Origin of the sequence: Actinomadura sp. NPDC048021 (assembly GCF_040653135.1) — a bacterium.
Classification (GTDB): domain Bacteria; phylum Actinomycetota; class Actinomycetes; order Streptosporangiales; family Streptosporangiaceae; genus Spirillospora; species Spirillospora verrucosospora.
Map to the genome: position 1 here is coordinate 135,483 of NZ_JBEZJQ010000008.1, position 18,406 is coordinate 153,888.

Sequence of the window (18,406 nt, forward strand, 5' to 3'; positions counted from 1 at the left end):
CGATCAGTTCTGGTAGAAGAAGACGACGAGCTGGACGGAGCCGTCGCCCTCCCCGCCCGTCCACGCGGCCCGGTAGATCGCCTCGCGGAACCGGGGGTTGCCGGACCTGACGGCCTTGGCGGCGTTCTTGCCGAGGGCGACTCCGCTGCCGGTGTCGTTCCGCGCCCCGTAGGCCAGGAAGAAGCCGACCTGGAGCTTCTGTTCGAGCTGCCGGAGGCAGGCGCGGCGGGCGTCCTCGCGCCGCATCTCGTCGCCGTACAGCCAGGACGGGTGCTCGCCGCGCAGCGCCTCGTCGACCTTCTTCAGCAGGTCGGCGCGGGCCCCGCCGGAGCCGGACAGGAGCCCTTCGGCCTGCACCGGGATCAGGAAGTCGCAGAAGTCCTGGCCGAGGACGCGCGGCCCGGACGGCCGCGGCTTCTTCTGCTCCGGCAGGCCGGTGGTGAGCTCCGCGCGGGGCTGCACCGCCATGGCGACGAGGAACAGCACGAGCATCAGGTCGGCGAACAGCCAGCCGGCGAGGTGCACCGCGCCGAACCGGGAGGTCCGCCGTCCCCGCCGGGACGCGCGCCCCCGCGCGGGCCCCGTCACCGGTGCGCACCGCCGTCGTGCCGCACGTAGGCGACGAACTCGCGGGTGTCGTCGACGAGGTACTCCAGCTGTTCGAGCGCCTTCGACAGCCGGTCGGTGCCGGCGGAGAGGCGGGCGACCGCGTCGGCGAGCACCGCGTTGCCGGCGTCCTGGTAGTGCTGTGCGGCCTCGGCGTGGTCGGTGGTCGCGAGCGTCGCCCGCTCCACCTGCGTCACCATGGCGGCCAGTTCGGCGCGCAGCTCGCGCTGCCCGGCCGCGATGTCGTCCTGCAGCTTCCGGAAGCGCTCCAGCGTCTCGGCGGGGGCCTGCATGGCCGCGATCGCCCGTTCCAGCGACTCGGCCTTGTCGATCCAGGTCTGGACGGCGTCCTCGATCCGCTTGCCCGTGCTGCCCTCCAGGGCCGCGCGGACGTCCTCGGCGGTGCCCGCGAGGCGGCCGATGAGCCCGCCCACGCTGGTCTCCATCCGCTGCACCAGGGACTGCAGGTCCCGGTAGGTGACCTGGCCGTCCCGGGAGCCGGACAGCAGGTGCGAGGCGAGCGCGACGTCCTGCGCGATCTGCACGCGCTCGGCCTCGTAGCGCGGACGGTCGAGGAGGTTCTCGCAGGTGGTCACGAGGGCGGTGAACGCGATGACGACGAGGACGGTGAGGACGACCCACCACGCGGTCTCCGACAGCGGCGCGAAGTCCTGGACGCCGCGCCGGATGTGGTCGGGGTCGAACGAGCCGGCCTGCCAGCCGAGCAGGAACGAGCCCTCGCTGTGGGCCCGCCCGTAGGCGTTCAGGGCGTCGTGCAGCTTCCACCAGGTGACGACGATCGGCGCGAAGACGAGCACGTTCTGGAAGAACCGGCCCCAGAACAGCGTGGTCTCCAGCCACCGGCGCGGCGCCGGGTCGGGCAGCAGCGCGTCCGCCGGGTAGGCGGCGACGAGGTCGACGCCGGTCGGCGGCGGCCCGCCCGCCGGGTCGAGGTCGTCGGCGAGGCGCTTCAGCAGGGCCGGGCCGCTGGCGGCCTCCCCGGGGGAGTCCCGCAGCGCCCGGTCGGCGTACCGGTGGAACCGCGCGCTGATGCCGCTCAGGATGTCGTCGGAGGTGAGGGGTTCGGTGGGGCTGATCGTCGCTCCAGGCGCCATCAGGGGGTCTTTTCTGTCGTCGGTTGCGGGGACCGGCCGTCGCCGGACGGCGTCCCGCCCTCGCCGGACGGCTTCTCGGGGCCGGTCGTCCGGGCGGCCGTCGGGGCGGCGGACGGCGCGACGGTGACGGTCACGGTCGGGGCGGCCGGCCGCGGCGGCGGGGTCTCGTCCGAGCCGCCGAACAGCAGGAGGCAGAGCAGGACGACGATCCCGAGGCCGGCCACCGCGATCGCCCACTCCTGGACGGTGCGGTCGGCGATCCAGGCGACGATCGGGTGCCGGTCGTCGTACGGCGCCTCCTGCTCCGGGCCGGACGCGAAATGGTCCGGGGGCGCGGGCGGCGGGTCGAACGAGAAGTGCTGCGGCGGGATCGGCGGCTCGGGGAGCGGGGGCGCGGTGCGGGCCGGGCCGTCCCCGACCGGCCGCGTCGGGTGCGGGTGCTGCGCGTGCCCCGCCTGCGGCCCGCCGGCGGGCGCCGGCGGGGCGGACGTCCTCCTCGCGGTCCGCGTCTCGGCGGCCCGGTGCGGCCCCCGCAGCGTGTACGCGGTGATGTCGGACGAGAGGCCGAGGTCGGCCGCCTGCCCGCGGGCCGCGTGCAGCAGGGCGGGCACGACCGCGTCCTGCGCCGCGTGGGCGACCACGGTCAGCAGGAACGGCGCCGTGCCGCCGGCCCGCACCAGCTCGTCCACCTCCGCGGGCGTGAGCCCGCCGCCCTTCGAGCGGTCACCGGCCTTGTAGACGGCCCGGAGCAGGAGGGTGTACGCCTTGAACCGCAGGTCGGGCTCGTCGGGCCACGCCTTCTCCACCAGGTCGGCGAGGAACCGCCTGGCCAGCGCCGCGTCGCAGGCCGCGCGCTTCTCGGCGGGCGTGGGGCTGCGCTTGGCCACCACCTGGCACACGGGTTCGAGGAGGCCCGGCTGCCCGGGCTGCTCGGCCAGCCCCTGGATCAGGTCGGTGCCGGACAGGACGCCCAGCATCTCCTCGAGCACCGGCGGCGGGGCCTTCCGGCGGCGTGCCTGCGCGGTCAGCTGGAAGACGTGGGCGCGGTCGCCTCCGAGCACGTCGGCGAGCGCCGCCCACGGCCGGAACTCCGTCGCCTCCGCGTCGGCGGGAAGCGCGCCGAGCACCGGGGCCAGGTCCGTGACGGGGTCGCCGTACGCCAGGTGCAGGACGGTCCGGTACAGCTCGACCTCGTCCTCCGTGCGCAGGCCGCAGCCCGAGACGATGGCGTGGATCGTCTCGTGGAACATCTCGGTCTCGCGCATCAGCGCGCGGACGTCCTCGTCGCCGCGCCGGTCGCCGCGGCTCCACTGCCGGTACGCGGCGCGCATGAAGTGCGGAGCGGCCTTGACGTGGTCGCTCGGCGCCAGCACCCTGCTCCAGTCCAGCAGGGTGACCGCCTTCATGCCGGAGAGGAGCCGCGCGAAGGTGTCGTCGGACGCGGGGTCGAGGCCCGCGCCGATCGCGAAGTACACGGCGCTGTACTGGTCCGCCGAGGTGGCCTTCGGCAGTCCGGCGTACCAGTTCGCGAGGACGCGCCTCGCCTCCGCCGCGGTGAGGCCCATCCGGCGGGCGGCCTGGAGCAGCCGTTCGGCGGTGTCGTGGTCCTCGCCGGCGTCGGCCAGGTACCGTTCGGCGGCGATCTGCCGCAGCGTCCGGGCGGCCTCGGACAGCCCGGTCGGCTTCGCCTCCGTCCAGCGCAGCAGCCGGTCGGTGAGCTGCGCCATGCCGGCGTTGCGCAGGTCGGCGCGCAGCCGCTCCTGCCCGTCCGGGCCGTTGAGGTAGCGGCGCGCGGGCTCGTCCAGCGTGCCCGCGATCGCCCGGTCGACGAGGTCGAGGACGCCGGTGGCCCGCTGGTGCTCCGCCTCCACCCAGTCCGCGAGGGCCGCGGTGGACGTCAGCGGAGCGCGCGGCCGGGTCAGCGACGTCGGCGGCAGGTCGGCGAGAAGCCCGGCCACCCGCGCGATGCCGGGGTCGGCGCCGCCCTTGGTCGTCAGCGGCGTCCGCCCGTTCCTGGCGTCCGGCAGGCCGACGGCCAGCAGCCGGGGCCGCAGTTCGGGACGGGTGACCTGGGCGCCCAGCAGCATCGTCAGCGGAGCCGTCCCGGCGATCCCGTCGAGCCGGCGCACGAGCCCGGCGACCAGGCCGACGTCGTCGGGGGAGATCTCGGCCAGGTACGAGTCGCACGGCGCGGAGAGCACCCCGGCGAGCAGGCCGGCCAGCGCGTCGCGGCGCGCCGACGGCTCGTCCAGCCCGGCCCGGGCGTGCGCCCACAGCGCGGTCGCGTCGAGCGCCTCCAGGTCCGGGGGCGTCGCGCCGAGGCGCTCCGGCGTGCTCCAGTCCGGCCAGCGGTGCAGGCCGAGCACCAGCGCCGCGTCCACCACCGACGCCGGGCCGACGAGCGCGTGCACGAGCTGGGAGGGACGGCCGTTCGGGTCGCGGGCCGGCACCAGCCGCAGCGCGGCGCCGTGCTCGCCCTGCCGGCCGAACCGCAGCGCGCCGAGCGCCGCGCACTCGGCCGCGCCGGACAGCCACTGCCCGACGGCGACGTCGCCGCCGGCCAGCCGCTCGTTCCAGACGCGCAGCCCGTCGGCGCCGAGCGACGTCGCGACCGGCCCGAGACCGCGGCCGCCGGCCAGCAGCCGGTCCGACCAGGCGAAGACGATCTGGTCGACGCGGCCGGACGGGGGAAGGGGACCGGTCGTCATGACGCCACGCCCTCCCGGTCCGCGGGCGCGCCGAGCACCTCGCGCGGCAGCACGCCCTTCATCGCCAGCAGCGACAGCAGCGGCCGCAGCACCCGCTGCCGCCGGAACGACTGCTCGGGGTACTCGCCGCTCTCCATGTCGACGCCGACGCCGGTCGCCGACGCGAAGTGCAGGGTCGCGTCCTCGCACTTCTGGACCGGGACGAGCCACGACCCCGCGCCGCGCGAGCGCAGCAGCGCGTAGGCGTCCTCGGACTCCTCCTCGACCGTGCCGAGTTCGAGGTCGTCCCGGCGGTCGAGCCACCGGTCGACCTCCTTGAACGCGCGCAGCGTGTCCGACTTGGCGATCACCAGCGCGGCGGGCAGCGGCAGGAACTCCCCGCCCCGCCCGGCGCGGACGTGGTCGATGTGGCTGAGCACCGCGGTGAACCCCGGGTCGCCGGTGTGCCGTCCGTGCCGGACGTCCAGCTCCGTGCCGTCCGCCACGAAGATCAGCCCGTCCGCGATGCTCATGAACGGGGTGTCGTCGCGGGTGTGGCCCTGGCTGAAGATCTCACCCGGCACATCGAAGATCAGCAGCGCGTACTGCCGGCCGGTGTGCCCGCTGGTGATGCGGTAGGCGCAGGTGAACTCCGGGCTCAGCGCCCGGCGGGTGACCGGCAGGGGCCTGCGGTCGCGCAGCAGGTCGAAGCGGTTCCTGGCGAACAGCTCCCGCTGCAGCCGCGGGTCGAGCGGCAGCACGTCCAGCCGGTGCGAGATCTTCAGCGCGGACTGGTCGAGCTCCTCGGTCATCGCCGCGAGCAGGTGCGACTTGCCCGACCCGGACGTGCCGACCATCCCGACGATCAGGACGGTCATGCCGCCGAGCGACGCGGGCACGAAGTGGTCCTTGCCGGTGGCCTCGCAGACCCGCCAGGCGTGCATCGTCCGGGTGCGCCAGCGGACGTCGCTCTCGCCGGACTCCCGGGTCAGCGCGATCTCCTCGCCGTCCACGGTGCGGTCGACGAGCGGCGCGCTGTTCCAGTCGAACTCGCTCAGGCAGTACGGGCACACCATGGTGCGGTCGGGGCCGTCCGGCGGGCCGGGCACCCGGGGCCGGTGCGGGGACTCCGCGCCGGTGTCCCGGCTCGTCCCCGCCTCGGGCGTGTCGTAGGGGGTGTCGTCGGCCGCGGTGCCGCCGGCCGCCGCGGCGCCGGCGGGCGCGTCGCCGGGCGCGGCGCCGCTCGGCCGGGCGTCCAGGCCCGGGGCCGTGACCGGGTCCAGGTCCAGATCCGGGTTCGCGGCGGGCAGCGGGTAGGCCGGGCCGTCGAGCTTCGGCGGAAGCTTGGGCCTGGGGGGTTCGGGGTCGCTCACGGTCACCTCACGAGCAGGACGGCAGTGACGATCAGGGCCACGGCGAGGACCCCGAGGACGAGGAGGAGCAGCAGGACGCCCGCGCCGCCGGGGGGCGTCCCGTCCGGGGCCGTTCCGGACGGCGCGACGGGGCTCGCCTGCACCCGCGCCCGCGGCGGCTCGGCCGCGGTCCGGCGGCTCCGGCGGAACTCGCGCTGCCGGCGGCGCAGCTCGCGGAACTCGGCCCGCCCGCTCTCCTCCGCGGCGTGCCGCAGGTCGCGGACGGCCGAACGCGGCCTGGTCTCGGGCAGCACCGCCTGGGGGGACGCCTGCGGAGTCGCGTGAGGGGGCGCCTGGCCAGGGGACGGGCGCCGGGGCGGAGCCGCCGGATCGCGCCGGTCCTCCGGGACGTGCCCGGGCGGCGGCGGTTTCGGGCGGCTCCGCCACAGCCGGTCCCTGATCTCGCCGGGGGAGACGGCATGGCCGCCGGTGGCGTGGAAGGCCGGTTCGAGCACCTGCGCGAGGTCGGCGTCGACCTCGGCGAGCTCGGCGACGAGGGCCGCGGGCGTGCCGCCGCCGGGCGAGCCGATGGCGAGCCGCAGCAGCAGGTGGGCGGCGGCCTGGACGTCCGGGACGTCGCCGGCCGGCAGCCCCGTCGGCGTGCCGAGCGCGGATCCGGCGAGCGCCTCGGGCGGGCCGAGCGGTTCCACGTGCCCGAAGCCGTGCAGCTCGACGCGCCGGCCGTCCCAGAACACCGTGTCCGCCGAGACGGCCCGGTGCGCGAAGCCGAGGTCGGCGAGGAACGCGAGCGCGCCGAACAGGTCGCGCGCCGCCCGGCCGAGCTGCACGTCGTCGAGCCGGGGCGCCGGGTCGCACCGGGAGACGGGCACGCCGCGGCGGGTGACCATCAGGCACACGGGGCTCTGCGCCGCCCGGAAGCCGATCATCCGCCCGGCGGACGCCTGCCGCCCGCCGATCCGGTCGTAGACCTCGGCCTCGCGGCGCAGCAACTTCGCGCCGGTGGGCGTGAGGGCCGTCTTGAGCAGGACGTCGCGGTCGTCGGCGCGGCCGTAGCGGTGGCTGAGGAGCGCGTCCTCGTGCCGCAGCCCGCCCTGCACGAAAGTGACCATGACCCGACCGGATTGCCCGAAAGATGACTTTTGGAGGGTGAATGTCTCTTCCGCTGGCGCTCCAGCCTGTTCCGTGTAGATAGCGCCCCCTCGGGTCATATTCACGTTGTGACGAATAAGTGGTGCTAAGGATCCGCTAGGTGTGACGCACGGAGTTGGGGGAAGGTTGCCGCCTTTTTTCGGCCGAGGTCGGCAGGGGTGAGGCGGGCACGGCCCCGCCGCCACGGCGCCGCCGGGCCGTCCGGCGCTGTGCACGAGGCCGCTCGGCCTCCGCCCCCGTCCCGCCGCCCCTGACGACGCGACCGGACATGGACGGATTTCTGGGAGTGTGCAAAACACAATGGACAACGTGCTAAGAAAATGCCGCTCACCGGCGACTCGGCAGCCGCGCCGGCTTGACGGGGAATGCGGACTCCGGCCGGGGGGTTCTTCTGGTGATGAGCGACAGGACGGATGCGGAAGCGGCGCGGACGCGCGAGGTGCTGGAGGCCGAGCGCGAGCGCACGCTGGCCGCCGTCCGCGCGCTCGACCGCGACCGCGAGGGCATCGTGGAGTCGGCCCGGCTGTCGGCCGTGGACGACGAGCACGATCCCGAGGGCGCGACCCTCGGGTTCGAGCGAGCCCACGTGGAGGCGCTGCTCGCGGCGGCGCGGGGCCGTCTCGACGACCTCGACCGCGCTCTGGACCGGCTCGCGGCGGGAACCTACGGCGTCTGCACGTCCTGCGGCCGCCCGATCGGCGCCGGACGGCTCGCGGCCCGGCCCGCCGCGGCACTTTGCATCTCCTGCGCCTGAACGTCCTGCGCGTCTCCTCCTCCGTCGACTGGCCCGGCGGCTACGCAGCACTGACCTTCCGGCACAGCAGGTTTGGTCACGCTCCGTATTGAAGTGAGCACCGTGCGGGAAGGAGAGAGGCGACCGCGACGTCCCAGGAAACACTCGGGAACAGGAAAAGCTCATGCGCCTCTCCACCATGGCCCTCGCCGGCACGACCGCCGCCCTCAGCCTCGCCTTCACCATCGCCCCAGCCATGGCCGGGACGGTGACCAAGCTCGCCGCCGAACCCGTCCAGCTCACTTCCCAGGGTTACGGTGCTCTGGTGATCGGCAGTTCCGAGCGGGCCGCGATTCGCACCGGGATGCTGGTCCGCAAGTCCACCGGACGGTGGTGCGACGGCTTCGACCTGAAGGGCCACCCCACAGGCCGCGACGACCTGTCGGTCTACGTCTCCAAGAAGTACGGGGTCGCGATGATCCAGCCGCCCCGCGGCGCCCGCACTCCGCGCGGCGTCCACGTCGGCTCCACGCTCCCCGAGCTCAGGCGCGCCTATCCGGGCGTCCGTCGCGACGTCCACGGCTTCTGGGACGTCACCGCGCCCCGCAACCACCGGGCGCTGTACCAGTTCGAGGCGGAGCGCGGGCACGTCACCATGATGGCGCTGAGCCTGAAGAACCAGGACTGCTTCAACTGATCGGCCCCGGGGCGCGCACCGTTCCGCCGACCTCCGAGTGAACGCGTCTGAGACGGCAATACCGGAGGACACGTCCCCCCGGAGGTGCGCATGGTCTGGCTCGGGCTTCTTCTCGTCGTCGCGGGCGCCGTCCCGGCTCTCACCGCGGACGGTGAGCTCGGCGGTGTCGACCTCACCGTGGCGGGGGCCGCCGTCATGGCCGTCGGCGCGGTCCTGCTGGTCGCGGGCATCCTGCGGCTGCGCGTCCGGCGCCGTGTCGGGTCGCCCGGCGCGGCCGCGCAGGCCTACTACCGGACCTCGACCGGCAAGATCGTCGCGATGGTGATCGCGGTGGTCTACATCGTCTCGCCGGTCGACCTGATCCCGGACGTCTTCCTGCCGTTCGGAATCGTCGACGACGCCACCGCCCTCACCTGGCTGCTCTTCGCCCTCGGCCAGGAGTACACGCGACGATCCCGCACGCGCCGCCGCGTCCCCTGACGCGGCGCGGGCCGGCGGTGCCGTCCGGAGTCTCGGCTGGGACTCTTCGGGCACCGCCGGCCCGCGCCGCCGGGTGTGGGGGGACGCCGGTTATCGCTGGACGACCCCCAGCTCGGGTTCGATGGTGACCGAGTCGAGGTTGACGTTGCCGTTGTCGTTCGGTCCGTAGACGAAGGTCAGCGGCGCGGACGGGGCGAGGTGGAGGCCGGCCCGGTGCTCCGACCACGCGTCCCAGGACCCCAGGTCGGGGAGCTGGAGCTGGACGGACCGCGTCCCGCCGGCGAGCGTCATGGTCCGCGTCGAGCCCATGCCGTTGGCGTAGCGGAGGCGGACCGTGTAGAGGCCCTCGGCGGTGACCGGGGCGTCGAACCGCACGCCGCTGTCCTTGGTCTTCAGGCAGGCCACGAAGCCGGTGCCGGTGTAGCCGGTGTGGTCGGTGCGCCGGCACGCGCCGCTCACGAGCTGCGCGGACTCCGCCTCGATCGTGCGCGGTTCGGCGGCGAGCGCCCGGCTCGTGGCGAGCAGGCCGGCCGCGACGTCCGGAGTGATCTGCGCGGCCTCCACCAGGGCGTCGAACCGGTCGAGGGCCTCCTTCATCCCCGCCGTGTCGCGTGCGGCCACGGCGTTCACCGCGGTCCTGACCTCGGCGGCGAGCCTGCCGGACAGGGCCGGGTCGACGGCCCCCTCGTCGGTCGCCACCCGCACCTTGCGCGCGAGGAAGAGGAGCCCCTCCGGTGCGCCGAGCCGGGCCGTGAGGCGGCCGTCGATCGCGGTGCGGGCCTCCGCGCTCACGTCGTCGAGGGAGAACCCGTAGAGGGCGAGCCGCACGCCCTGCAGCGCCAGGAGACGGCCGGTCGCGTCGCCGCGGCGGAGCAGGGCCTCACCCTTGACGATCGCGGGCTGGAGGTCGGCCGCCGCCGACGGCGTCATCTTGCCGGACCGCCGCAGGTCCTGGACGAGTCCGAGCAGCGAGCCCGGCTGCTCCACGCGGACCGGCCTGCCGGAATCGGGGCCGGACGTTCCCACCGCGACCCCGAAGTCCCCGTCGGGCACCTCGGAGGCGGGCAGCGTCCACTCGACGGTCCGGGTTCCGCCGCCCGCCACCCGGACGCGCTGGGCCTCGCCGGCGGCGCGGCCGTCGAGGAAGACCCGGGCCTGGAACTCGGCCACGGTGCTGCCCTCGTTGGTGAGCGGGGCCTTCACGGTGAGCCGCTGAGTGCCCTGGTCCAGGGAGGCTTCCACGGAGCCGTAGTCCGCGCGGGGCGCGGCGTACGGGGAGAGGTCGCGGAGGTCGCCGGCGGTGGCGGGCCTGAGCCTGACCGCCTGGCCGCCGCCGCCGACGAGCGACATCGACAGCCGGGTGGAGGACCTGACCAGCGTCCTGCGGATCTCGACGGGCAGCGGGTCGCCCTTCCAGGTGGTCTCCTGCGCGTCGGCGTACGTCTCCGCGACGAACGTGCCGGCCGGCAGGAACGACAGCGGCACCTGGAGGGTCCGGTCGTTCTCGTCGGTGATCGCTCCGAGGTACCAGGTCCGGCCGCTCCGCCGGGCGGTCGTGGTGTAGTCCCCGATCGCGCTGTCCAGGACGCGGGTCTCGTCCCACGTGGCCGGCATGTCCTTCAGGAAGGCGAACCCGGGGTGGGCGGCGTAGTTCTCCGGGGTGTCCGCGAGCATCTGCATTGGGCTGAAGAACGTCGGATACAGGGCGAGCTGCGCGGCCGAGGTGGTCTGGACGCGGGTCCCGAGGCGGGCCGGGTCCCAGGTGACGTTGAGGACGCCGGGCGTGTAGTCGGCGGGCCCTCCCATGAAGCGGGTGAACGGCAGGATCGTGGCCTGGGCGGGCGGGTTGCCGGCCGCGCCCATGTAGTTGTGCTGCTCCATGCCCGCGACGCCCTCGCCCGTCATCATGTTCGGGTAGGTGCGCGCGAGGCCGGTGGGCTTGATCGCCTCGTGGGCGTCGACGGTGATGCGGTGCCGGGCCGCCGCGTCCACCACCCGCTGGTAGTGCCGGACGGCCTCCTGGTCGTAGTGGCTGCGGTTGACGCCGCCGAGCAGGTACTTCGTGGCGTAGCCGGTCTTGATCGAGTGGATGCCGAGGGCCTCGTACCTGGAGAAGATCTTCTCCAGGTTCCGGTCGTAGTAGTCGACGTCGCCCCGGGTCTCGTTGTGCGCGATGAACCCGACGCCGTTGGCCTTGGCGTACCGCAGCACCTCGGGGAGGTCGAGGTCGGGCTGCGGGGTCAGGAAGTCCTGGCCCGACCACGAGCCGCCGGAGCCGGTGTTCCAGCCCTCGGCCAGCACGAACCCGGCGCCCGCCTGCTTGGCCAGGTCGATGTACTGCTTGACCCGCGCGGTGGTCGCGCCGTGGTTCGGCCCGGCGTTCCAGGTGGTGGCCCGCCGCTGCAGCTCCCACCAGACGCCGACGTACGTCGCGGGCTTGATCCAGGACGTGTCGCCGCAGACCGCGCAGGGGTCGTTGAGGTTCTCGATCAGGTGGGACTCGCCGAGGTCGCCGGGCCGCTCGCCCACGGTCAGGGTGCGCCAGGGCGTGGAGAACTCGCCGTTCAGCCTGGCCTTCGTGCCGTCGGGGAGGCTGATCAGGTCGCTGGAGAACGCGCCGGGCCGTCCCGGCACCGCCTTCAGGGTCATGCTGGGGTAGTCGGTCAGGTCGGCCTCGTGCACCACCACGTAGGAGTCGGCGGCGGGCGAGGCGGTGATGGGCGTCTGCGCGGTGGGGACGCTGGACAGGGGCAGGTCGCGGTAGTGCTTCTCGTCGGCGGTCCAGTTGGTGCCCGCGGCGATCGACCAGCTCCTCGCGCCGGGCTCGAAGGCGAACTCCGTCCGCTCCGCGGTGACGGTGTAGGCGTCGAGGCCGGGCTGTCCCGGGAAGTGGTAGCGGAATCCGACCCCGTCGTCGAAGACCCGGAACACCAGGTCGAGCTCGAAGCCGGTCCCGGCCTGCACCGCGTGGACGGTCAGCTCGTTCGCGTGGTTCCTGACCTTGCTGGACGTCCCCCAGACGGGCTTCCACGTCTCGTCGATCGTGCGCCGTTCGACCGACCGGATGGACATGTCCCGCGTGAGGCTGGGCCGTCCCGCGAGATCCATGCCGAGCCCGGACGCGCCGACCAGGACCTTGCCGCGCTCCTTCACGCTGTAGGTGAGCCGCCCGTCGTCGGCGGCGATCGCCACCCGCAGATCCCCGTCGGGGGACCGGACGACCTGGGCGTCCTCCCCGGCGGCCTCGGCGAGTCCGCCCGAGGGGGAGGGCTCGCCGGCCCGGGCCGGGGCCACCGCGATCCCTCCGGGGAGGAGGAGGGCCGCCATGACGAGCGACACCCCCCGTCTTCTTCGCCTCTTCGCGCCTGCACGGTCCATTTGCGTCTCCCTGGGGGGTGGTGGAGGCGATGGGAACGCTCCACAAACGGTCCGGTGATCGTAAGTTGGGCGAAACTCTATGGTCAACACTCTTAATGCGCGTTAATTAGAATATTCAGCGCTCTAATTCGCTATCCTCGTCCGGTGCCCAACCCACCGAACCCGAGGATCGAGCGCAGCAGGCGCGCGATCCTCGACGCGCTGAACGAGTCCTTCCCCGCGACCCGCCAGGAGCTGAGCCGCCGCACCGGGCTCGCGCCGAGCACCGTCGCCGGGATCGTCCGGGGGCTGCTGGCCGAGGGGCTGGTGGAGGAGCATCCGGCAGCCGAGCGCATGGGGCGCGGCAGGCCGTCCTCCCCGCTGTCGCCGCATCGCCCTCCGGGCCATCTCGTCGGCATCGACTTCGGGCACACCCACGTCTCCGCGGCCCTCGCCTCCACGTCGCAGGAAATCGTCGCCGAGGACCGGGCGCCCGTCGACGTGGACGGTTCGGCGGGCAACGCGCTCGACCGGGCGGGGGCCCTGGTCGCCGGCCTGCTCGACCGGTCGGGGGTCGCGGCCGGGTCGGTGCTGCGGACGGTGGCGGGGATCCCGGGGCCGATCAACCAGGCGACCGGCCGGATCCAGTCGGCCACGATCCTCGCGGGCTGGGCCGGCGTCCGGCCTCGGGAGGAGCTCACCGCCCGGCTCGGCGGCGAGGTGCTGATCGCGAACGACGCGGAGCTGGCCGCGCTGGCCGAGCACACGCACGGGGCCGCGCGGAACGTGTCCGACCTGATCTACGTCAAGGCGTCCCACGGCATCGGGGCCGGGCTGATCCTCGCGGGCCGCCGGTACACCGGGGCGTACGGGGCGTCCGGGGAGATCGGGCACACGCTGATCCAGGAGGGCGGGGCGCAGTGCCGGTGCGGGCAGCGCGGCTGCCTGGAGTCGGTGGTGTCGATCGGCGAGGTGTGGCGGCAGCTCATCGCGGCGGGTCTCCCGCTGCCCGAACGGCCCGACGACCTCTCCCTGGACGCCCTGGTCGGCAACCCGGTGGTGGCCCGGATCGTCGCCGACGCGGGGCGCCGGCTCGGGCGCGTCCTGTCCGACCTGTGCAACGCCCTGGACCCCGCGATGCTCGTCATCGGCGGGGAGCTCGCCACGGGAGGCGACGCCCTCCTGGAGGGGATCCGCGAGTCCCTGCGCCGCTTCGCCCAGCCCGCGATCAGCGACCGGGTCCAGGTCCGGTCCTCATCCCTCGGCGCCCGCGCGGCCCTGGTCGGCGCCCTGACCCTCGCCGCCGCGGAGTCCGTCCCCTGACGGCAGGAGACGCCCCGCGGCAATCGCCGCGGCGATCGCCGCCGCGGCGGTGGCCCAGCCGAGCGGATCGAGGGGGACGCAGCCGAAGAAGGTGCTGACACCGGGCGTCTGGACGATGACGGCCAGGAGGGCCGCCGAACCGAGCGTGCTGAGCAGGACGGCGCGGTCGTCGTGGCCCGCCTTGAGCGTCTGGGCGAGCTGGGTGCCGATGAGCGCGACCAGGCCGATGGTGCGAGCGCGGACGGCCGGGCCGGTGAGGCGCCCGGCCACCCAGGCGGCCAGGGCGCCGAGCGTGGTCACCACCGCGCGGTGGGCGATGTCGCGGGTCAGGGCGGAGCCGAGCGAGGTCTCCGGGCCCTCCGCCAGCAGGGCCGTGGTGGCGTCCCGGGTGGGGACGCGGACGGCGATGGCCAGGGCGGGGGCCAGGTCGGTGAGCATGTTCATCAGCAGCATCTGGCGGGCCGACAGCGGAGCGCGGCCGGTCGTCAGCGAGCCGAGCAGGGTGAAGGCGATCTCGCCGAGGTTGCCGCCGACCAGGATGGCGAGGGCCTCGCGGACCGACGCCCACATGGCGCGCCCCTCCACGAGCGCGGAGACGATCGTCTCCAGCCGGTCGTCGGCGACGATCATGTCCGCCGACGCCTGCGCCGCGGCCGTGCCGCGCTGACCGAGCGCGATGCCCACGTCGGCGAGGCGGATGCCGGCGGCGTCGTTGGCGCCGTCGCCCGTCATGGCGACGATGCGGCCGCGTCCGCGCAGGGCGCGCACGACGCGGACCTTGTGGACGGGGGTGCACCGGGCCACGACGTCCACGCCGACCAGGGCCTCCGACAGGGCGTGGTCGTCGAGCCGGTCGATCTCGTCCGCGGTGATGACGCGGTGCTCGACGCCCCCGCCGGCGACCTGGTCGGCGATCGCCGCGGCGGTCGCCGGATGGTCGCCGGTGAGCATGATGATCTGGACGCCGGCGGCGCGGAGGTCGGCGACCGCGGGCGCGGCGGTGGCGCGGACCGTGTCGGCGAGCCCGAGCAGCCCGAGGAAGGTCATGCCGGCCAGCTCGCTCTCGCCGACCGTCTCGCCGTCGTCCGGCATGCGGCGCTCGGCGACGGCGAGGACGCGGTGGCCGCCGGACGCGAGCCGCTCGACGTGCTTGCGCAGGCGCCGCCGGGTGCGGCGGTCCAGTTCGCCGTCCGGGGTGCGGGCGCAGAGCGGGAGCACGACCTCCGGGGCTCCCTTGACGAACACGGTGCGCTCGCCGCCGGAGGTTCCGAGAGTCGCGTGGAAGGCGCGCGACGGCTCGAACGGCAGGCTGTGGATGTGCTTCCACGGACCGCCGAAGTCGCGGTCCACGCCCGCCCGCGCGGCTCCCTCGTCCACGGCGGCGTCGGTGACGTGGCTGTGCCGTCCGTTGCCGGGGACGGGTGTGGCGCGCAGGGCGGCGGCCAGGACGCCGCGGAGAGAGTCGTCCGGCTGGGCGGCCTCCCCGTCGTGGCGGTGGTCGGCGATGCGGGCGAGCGTGATTCGGCCTTCGGTCAGGGTGCCGGTCTTGTCGAAGCACAGCACGTCGACCCGTCCGAGCGTCTCGATGGTCCGCGGGTCGCGGACGAAGATCCCCCGTTCGGCGAGCCGCCGGATCGCGGCCACCTGGGCGGCGCTGACCAGCAGCGGAAGCCCTTCCGGGACGGACGCGACGGCCAGGTTGACGCCTTCGGACAGCGCGCGGCGCAGCGGGCCGCCGCGCAGCAGGCCCGAGGTGACGACGCCGACGGCCGCTCCGACCGCCATCGGCGTCGTGGCCTCGGTGATCTGCTTGAGGCGGGCCTCCACGCCGCTGGACGGGGGGCCCGCGGCCAGCGCGGCGGCCATGGCCCGCCCGCTCTCGGTGGCGTCGCCGAGCGCGACCACCACGGCGGTGCAGTCTCCTGCGGCGATCGTGGTGCCCTCGTAGAGCATGCAGCCGCGCTCGGCGACGTGCCGGGCCAGAGTCGGCGCCGTGTCCTTGGCCACCGGAAGGGACTCGCCGGTGAGCGAGGACTCGTCGGCCTCCAGCCCGTTCGCGGTGACGATCCGGCAGTCGGCCGGGACCGCGTCCCCGGCGGCGAGCACCAGGACGTCGCCGCGGACGAGCCGCTTCGCCGGCACCCGCGTCTCCTCGCCGTCCCGCAGGACGCCGACCGGCTCGCCGGACCTGGCCGAGATCCTCGCGATGATCTCGTCCGCGGAGACCCGCTTCCGGCCGCCGACCAGGCCCGACAGGCCGATCGTCGCGGCGACGAGTGCGGCGTCGACCGGCGAGCCGACCGCCGCCGCGCCGGCCGCGCCCGCGGCCAGCACCGCCGTCAGCGGGTTGGCCAGCTCCTGGACGACGGCCCGCGGCAGCGCCCGGCGGCCCCCTCCGGGGCGCGCGCGGTCCGCGCCGTGCTCGCCCCGGTCGCGCGCCTCGGCTTCGGACAGGCCCCCGGCGCGGCTGTCGAGGCGCTCCAGCACCGCCTCCACGGGCATGGCATGCCACGGCGTGGACGGCAGCGCCGGCGCGGGAACCCGCCGCATCACCTCGCGGGCCGTCCAGGCGCCGTAGGCCATGCCCAGGGCCGCCGCGCCGTTGACGGCGGCCAGAGCGCGGTCGGCCGCCTTTCCGGACGGCCCGGTGAGGGCGAGGAGAGCGGCCACGCCCGTGCCCGACCATGCGAGCGTGACGCCCCGCTCGCTGACGCGGCGCGCGGCGGCGACGGCATCGACGACGTGCGCGGCCGCCGCCGGATCCCGCAGGACCAGCAGGTGCGCGCCCCAGGGCGGCGCCCCGCCCGCTCCGTCCGCCCAGTCCGCCACACCGACGTCGGCCGCGGCGAGCGCCGCCGGATCGCGGGAGATCAGCAGGACGCCCGCGCCGCCCTCCTGAAGTGCGCGGACGGTGGCGGCCAGGTCCGGGCCGCCGGGGGCGGTCTCGTCGGGAGGGAGCGGCAGTTCGACGCCGGAACCGGCCAGGACGATCTTCGTGCCGGCCTCCCGCGCGGCGGTCACCAGGGCGTTCGTCTCCTCCCGCAGGGAGCGGCGCATGCGGATCAGGGCGCGCGGCCGGCCGCCCTCGGCCAGGGCCAGCACCGGACCCGAACCGGGGAGGTCCCGGCCCTCGGCCGGAGTCTCCCCGCCGGGCAGGACGCGCGCGACGGGACCGAGGGACCACCCGTCCGCCTCCCTGACCTCGTCCAGCGCCTCGGGCGCCAGCAGCGCGTGGACGCGCCGGGCCACCTCGGCCTCCGGCGTGTCCGCGAGCACGGCGACCTCGTCCACCACCAGGTCCGCGGCCCGCAGGACGTCGGCGTCCAGCACCACCGTGTCGATCCGGTCCAGATGGCGCAGCGCCGCCGGATCGAGGGGCAGCACTCCCCGGCCGGCCAGCCGGGCGGCGAGCTCGGCCGCGAAGACCTCGCGGGCGGCGCGGGGCGCCTTCGACGCCGCCGCGACCCCGACGTCCAGCGCGCGGCGCGCGCTGCCGGTCAGGAGCCCCCCGAGGACGAGACCGCCGAGGCCGACGGAGAGCATCCGGGCCGCGTGGCGTTCCGGCGGCCCGTCGCGCAGGTCGTGGGAACGACCGCCGGAGACGGGGGCGCATCCGGCCCGCTCGGGCGCGCCGGTCAGTTCGGCTTCGGCGATCCGCCACAGCCGGCCGGTGGCGGCGGCCTCGCGGCGCTGCCAGAGCCGCTGCGCCACGTCGACGACGAGCCCCGTCCCGCCGGGCGCGAACGCCTGCGCGGCGGCCTGCGTCAGCGGCAGCCACCGCTCCACCGGCGCACCCGGAACCAGCCGGGCCAGAACGCCGCGCAGGACGGGCACCACGTCCGCGAAGGCCACCAGGCCCGCGACCTCGGACGGCAGCACGGCCCGCCCCAGCACCCGTTGCGCCGCCGTGATCGCGAGCCCCACCAGGTCGGCGCCGAGGACCAGCTCCGTCGGGAGCGCCGCGGATCCCCCGGCCTCCTCGCCCCCCAGGACCGCGTCCAGCGCCTCCACGATCTCCAGGACGGACTCCGGTGAGACTTCCTCCGGCACGTGGACGATCAATCGCCCGAGGGCCGAGTTGACCCGCGCCCAGCGCACGGCGGGAAGCCTTTCGACGGCGTGCTCCAAGGCCTGCGCCTCGGACAGCCTCTCCGCCTTGTGCAGGTGACGCAGCTCGATGTGCAACCGCTCCGGGTAGGCGTGGACGGTCCGCGCCGGGCGGAGGGCCTGCGCCGCCATGCCTCCGACTCCGCCGAGGGCGCGTCTCGTCTGCCGGATCGGCACGGCCGCCGCCCGGACGCCCAGGGCTCCCGCGTGGTCCGCGGCGCGGACGACGGTTCCCCCGCCCGGGAGACCACCGGCCGCCGCCGCGCCGCGCCGCGCCGCAGGAGTTCAAGGACCATGACGCTGCCCTAACCCCGCGAGCAGGGCCTAAGCGCGTATCAGACCCTGTTTGCGGAAGTCGGCCGCTCGCATGACCTGGCCGGCGGGTCGCCGGGCCCGATCAGCCGCCGTCGAGCAGGCGGACGATCCAGACGTGGCCGAACGGGTCGCGGAACCGGCCCATGCGGCCGTACGGGTGGTCCTCGATGGGGTAGACCACGGTCGCCCCGCCCGCCTCCATGCGGGAGCCGACCGCGTCGGGGTCGGGCACGTCGAGATTGATGATCACGGGTGAGCGGTCGAGGCCCAGAGCGGCCGGCCCGGCGTCGACGGCGTCCTCGTCCTTGAGCGTGAGCTGGACGTCCCCGAGGACCAGCCGGACGTGGACGATCTTCCCGTCCGGTGTCTCGAAGCGTTCGGTCTCCTTGAGGCCGAGCGCCGTCGTGTAGAACTCGACGGCACGGCCCGCGTCGTCGACGACGAGTTTCGGGAAAAGGTTCATG

12 protein-coding genes are annotated in these 18,406 nt (G+C 75.0%); 4 read left to right on the forward strand and 8 right to left on the reverse strand.

Going from position 1 to position 18,406, the window contains the following annotated elements; translation table 11 throughout:
* Positions 1-3: 3 nt before the first annotated feature.
* Genes AB0C87_RS15515 through AB0C87_RS15535 form a run of 5 tightly spaced genes read right to left on the reverse strand, consistent with a single transcriptional unit; the run spans position 4 to position 6,890 of the window.
* Positions 4-588 carry a hypothetical protein gene (locus tag AB0C87_RS15515; protein ID WP_353834827.1) on the reverse strand — a complete coding sequence of 195 codons (585 nt, stop codon included), beginning with the start codon at positions 586-588 and terminating at the stop codon, positions 4-6.
* Entirely contained in the window at positions 585-1,721 is a 1,137-nt protein-coding gene (locus tag AB0C87_RS15520; protein ID WP_345173707.1) for a hypothetical protein, read from the reverse strand. Before AB0C87_RS15520 ends, AB0C87_RS15515 begins: the two co-directional genes overlap by 4 nt.
* A complete protein-coding gene (locus tag AB0C87_RS15525) occupies positions 1,721-4,429 on the reverse strand; it encodes a hypothetical protein (RefSeq protein ID WP_345173705.1) in 2,709 nt (902 codons plus the stop codon). The genes AB0C87_RS15520 and AB0C87_RS15525 overlap by 1 nt, the downstream gene beginning before the upstream one ends.
* The gene (locus AB0C87_RS15530; protein ID WP_360578040.1) at positions 4,426-5,781 is read right to left on the reverse strand and encodes a hypothetical protein; all 1,356 of its coding nucleotides are present in this window, start codon (positions 5,779-5,781) and stop codon (positions 4,426-4,428) included. The genes AB0C87_RS15525 and AB0C87_RS15530 overlap by 4 nt, the downstream gene beginning before the upstream one ends.
* Before the next feature lie 2 nt (positions 5,782-5,783).
* Entirely contained in the window at positions 5,784-6,890 is a 1,107-nt protein-coding gene (locus tag AB0C87_RS15535; RefSeq protein WP_345173701.1) for a hypothetical protein, read from the reverse strand.
* A 437-nt stretch (positions 6,891-7,327) separates the two neighbouring features.
* Here AB0C87_RS15535 and AB0C87_RS15540 point away from each other — a divergent pair, with 437 nt between their 5' ends.
* The 3 genes from AB0C87_RS15540 to AB0C87_RS15550 all read left to right on the forward strand — a co-directional run bounded on the left by AB0C87_RS15540 (position 7,328) and on the right by AB0C87_RS15550 (position 8,840).
* Positions 7,328-7,684 carry a TraR/DksA C4-type zinc finger protein gene (locus AB0C87_RS15540; protein WP_345173699.1) on the forward strand — a complete coding sequence of 119 codons (357 nt, stop codon included), beginning with the start codon at positions 7,328-7,330 and terminating at the stop codon, positions 7,682-7,684.
* 163 nt (positions 7,685-7,847) lie between these two features.
* A complete protein-coding gene (locus tag AB0C87_RS15545) occupies positions 7,848-8,360 on the forward strand; it encodes a hypothetical protein (protein WP_353834823.1) in 513 nt (170 codons plus the stop codon).
* Between the two features lie 90 nt (positions 8,361-8,450).
* Positions 8,451-8,840, forward strand: coding sequence for a DUF1232 domain-containing protein (locus tag AB0C87_RS15550; RefSeq protein WP_353834822.1), 390 nt, complete (start codon positions 8,451-8,453; stop codon positions 8,838-8,840).
* Between the two features lie 90 nt (positions 8,841-8,930).
* Here AB0C87_RS15550 and AB0C87_RS15555 read toward each other — a convergent pair whose 3' ends face one another.
* Complete coding sequence (locus AB0C87_RS15555) at positions 8,931-12,179, reverse strand: glycoside hydrolase family 97 catalytic domain-containing protein (protein ID WP_360578043.1); 3,249 nt, start codon at positions 12,177-12,179, stop codon at positions 8,931-8,933.
* A gap of 183 nt (positions 12,180-12,362) precedes the next feature.
* Between AB0C87_RS15555 and AB0C87_RS15560 the strand changes: the two genes are divergently transcribed.
* The gene (locus AB0C87_RS15560) at positions 12,363-13,520 is read left to right on the forward strand and encodes an ROK family transcriptional regulator (protein ID WP_345173691.1); all 1,158 of its coding nucleotides are present in this window, start codon (positions 12,363-12,365) and stop codon (positions 13,518-13,520) included.
* Here the strand turns inward: AB0C87_RS15560 and AB0C87_RS15565 are convergent.
* Together AB0C87_RS15565 and AB0C87_RS15570 are read right to left on the reverse strand one after the other, a co-directional pair.
* Positions 13,452-17,759: an HAD-IC family P-type ATPase gene (locus tag AB0C87_RS15565; protein ID WP_360578045.1), complete on the reverse strand. Its 4,308-nt coding sequence runs from the start codon at positions 17,757-17,759 to the stop codon at positions 13,452-13,454. The genes AB0C87_RS15560 and AB0C87_RS15565 overlap by 69 nt on opposite strands.
* Positions 17,760-18,024: 265 nt before the next feature.
* On the reverse strand, positions 18,025-18,405 hold the full coding sequence (locus AB0C87_RS15570; RefSeq protein WP_345173687.1) for a VOC family protein: 381 nt from the start codon (positions 18,403-18,405) through the stop codon (positions 18,025-18,027).
* Position 18,406: the final 1 nt, after the last annotated feature.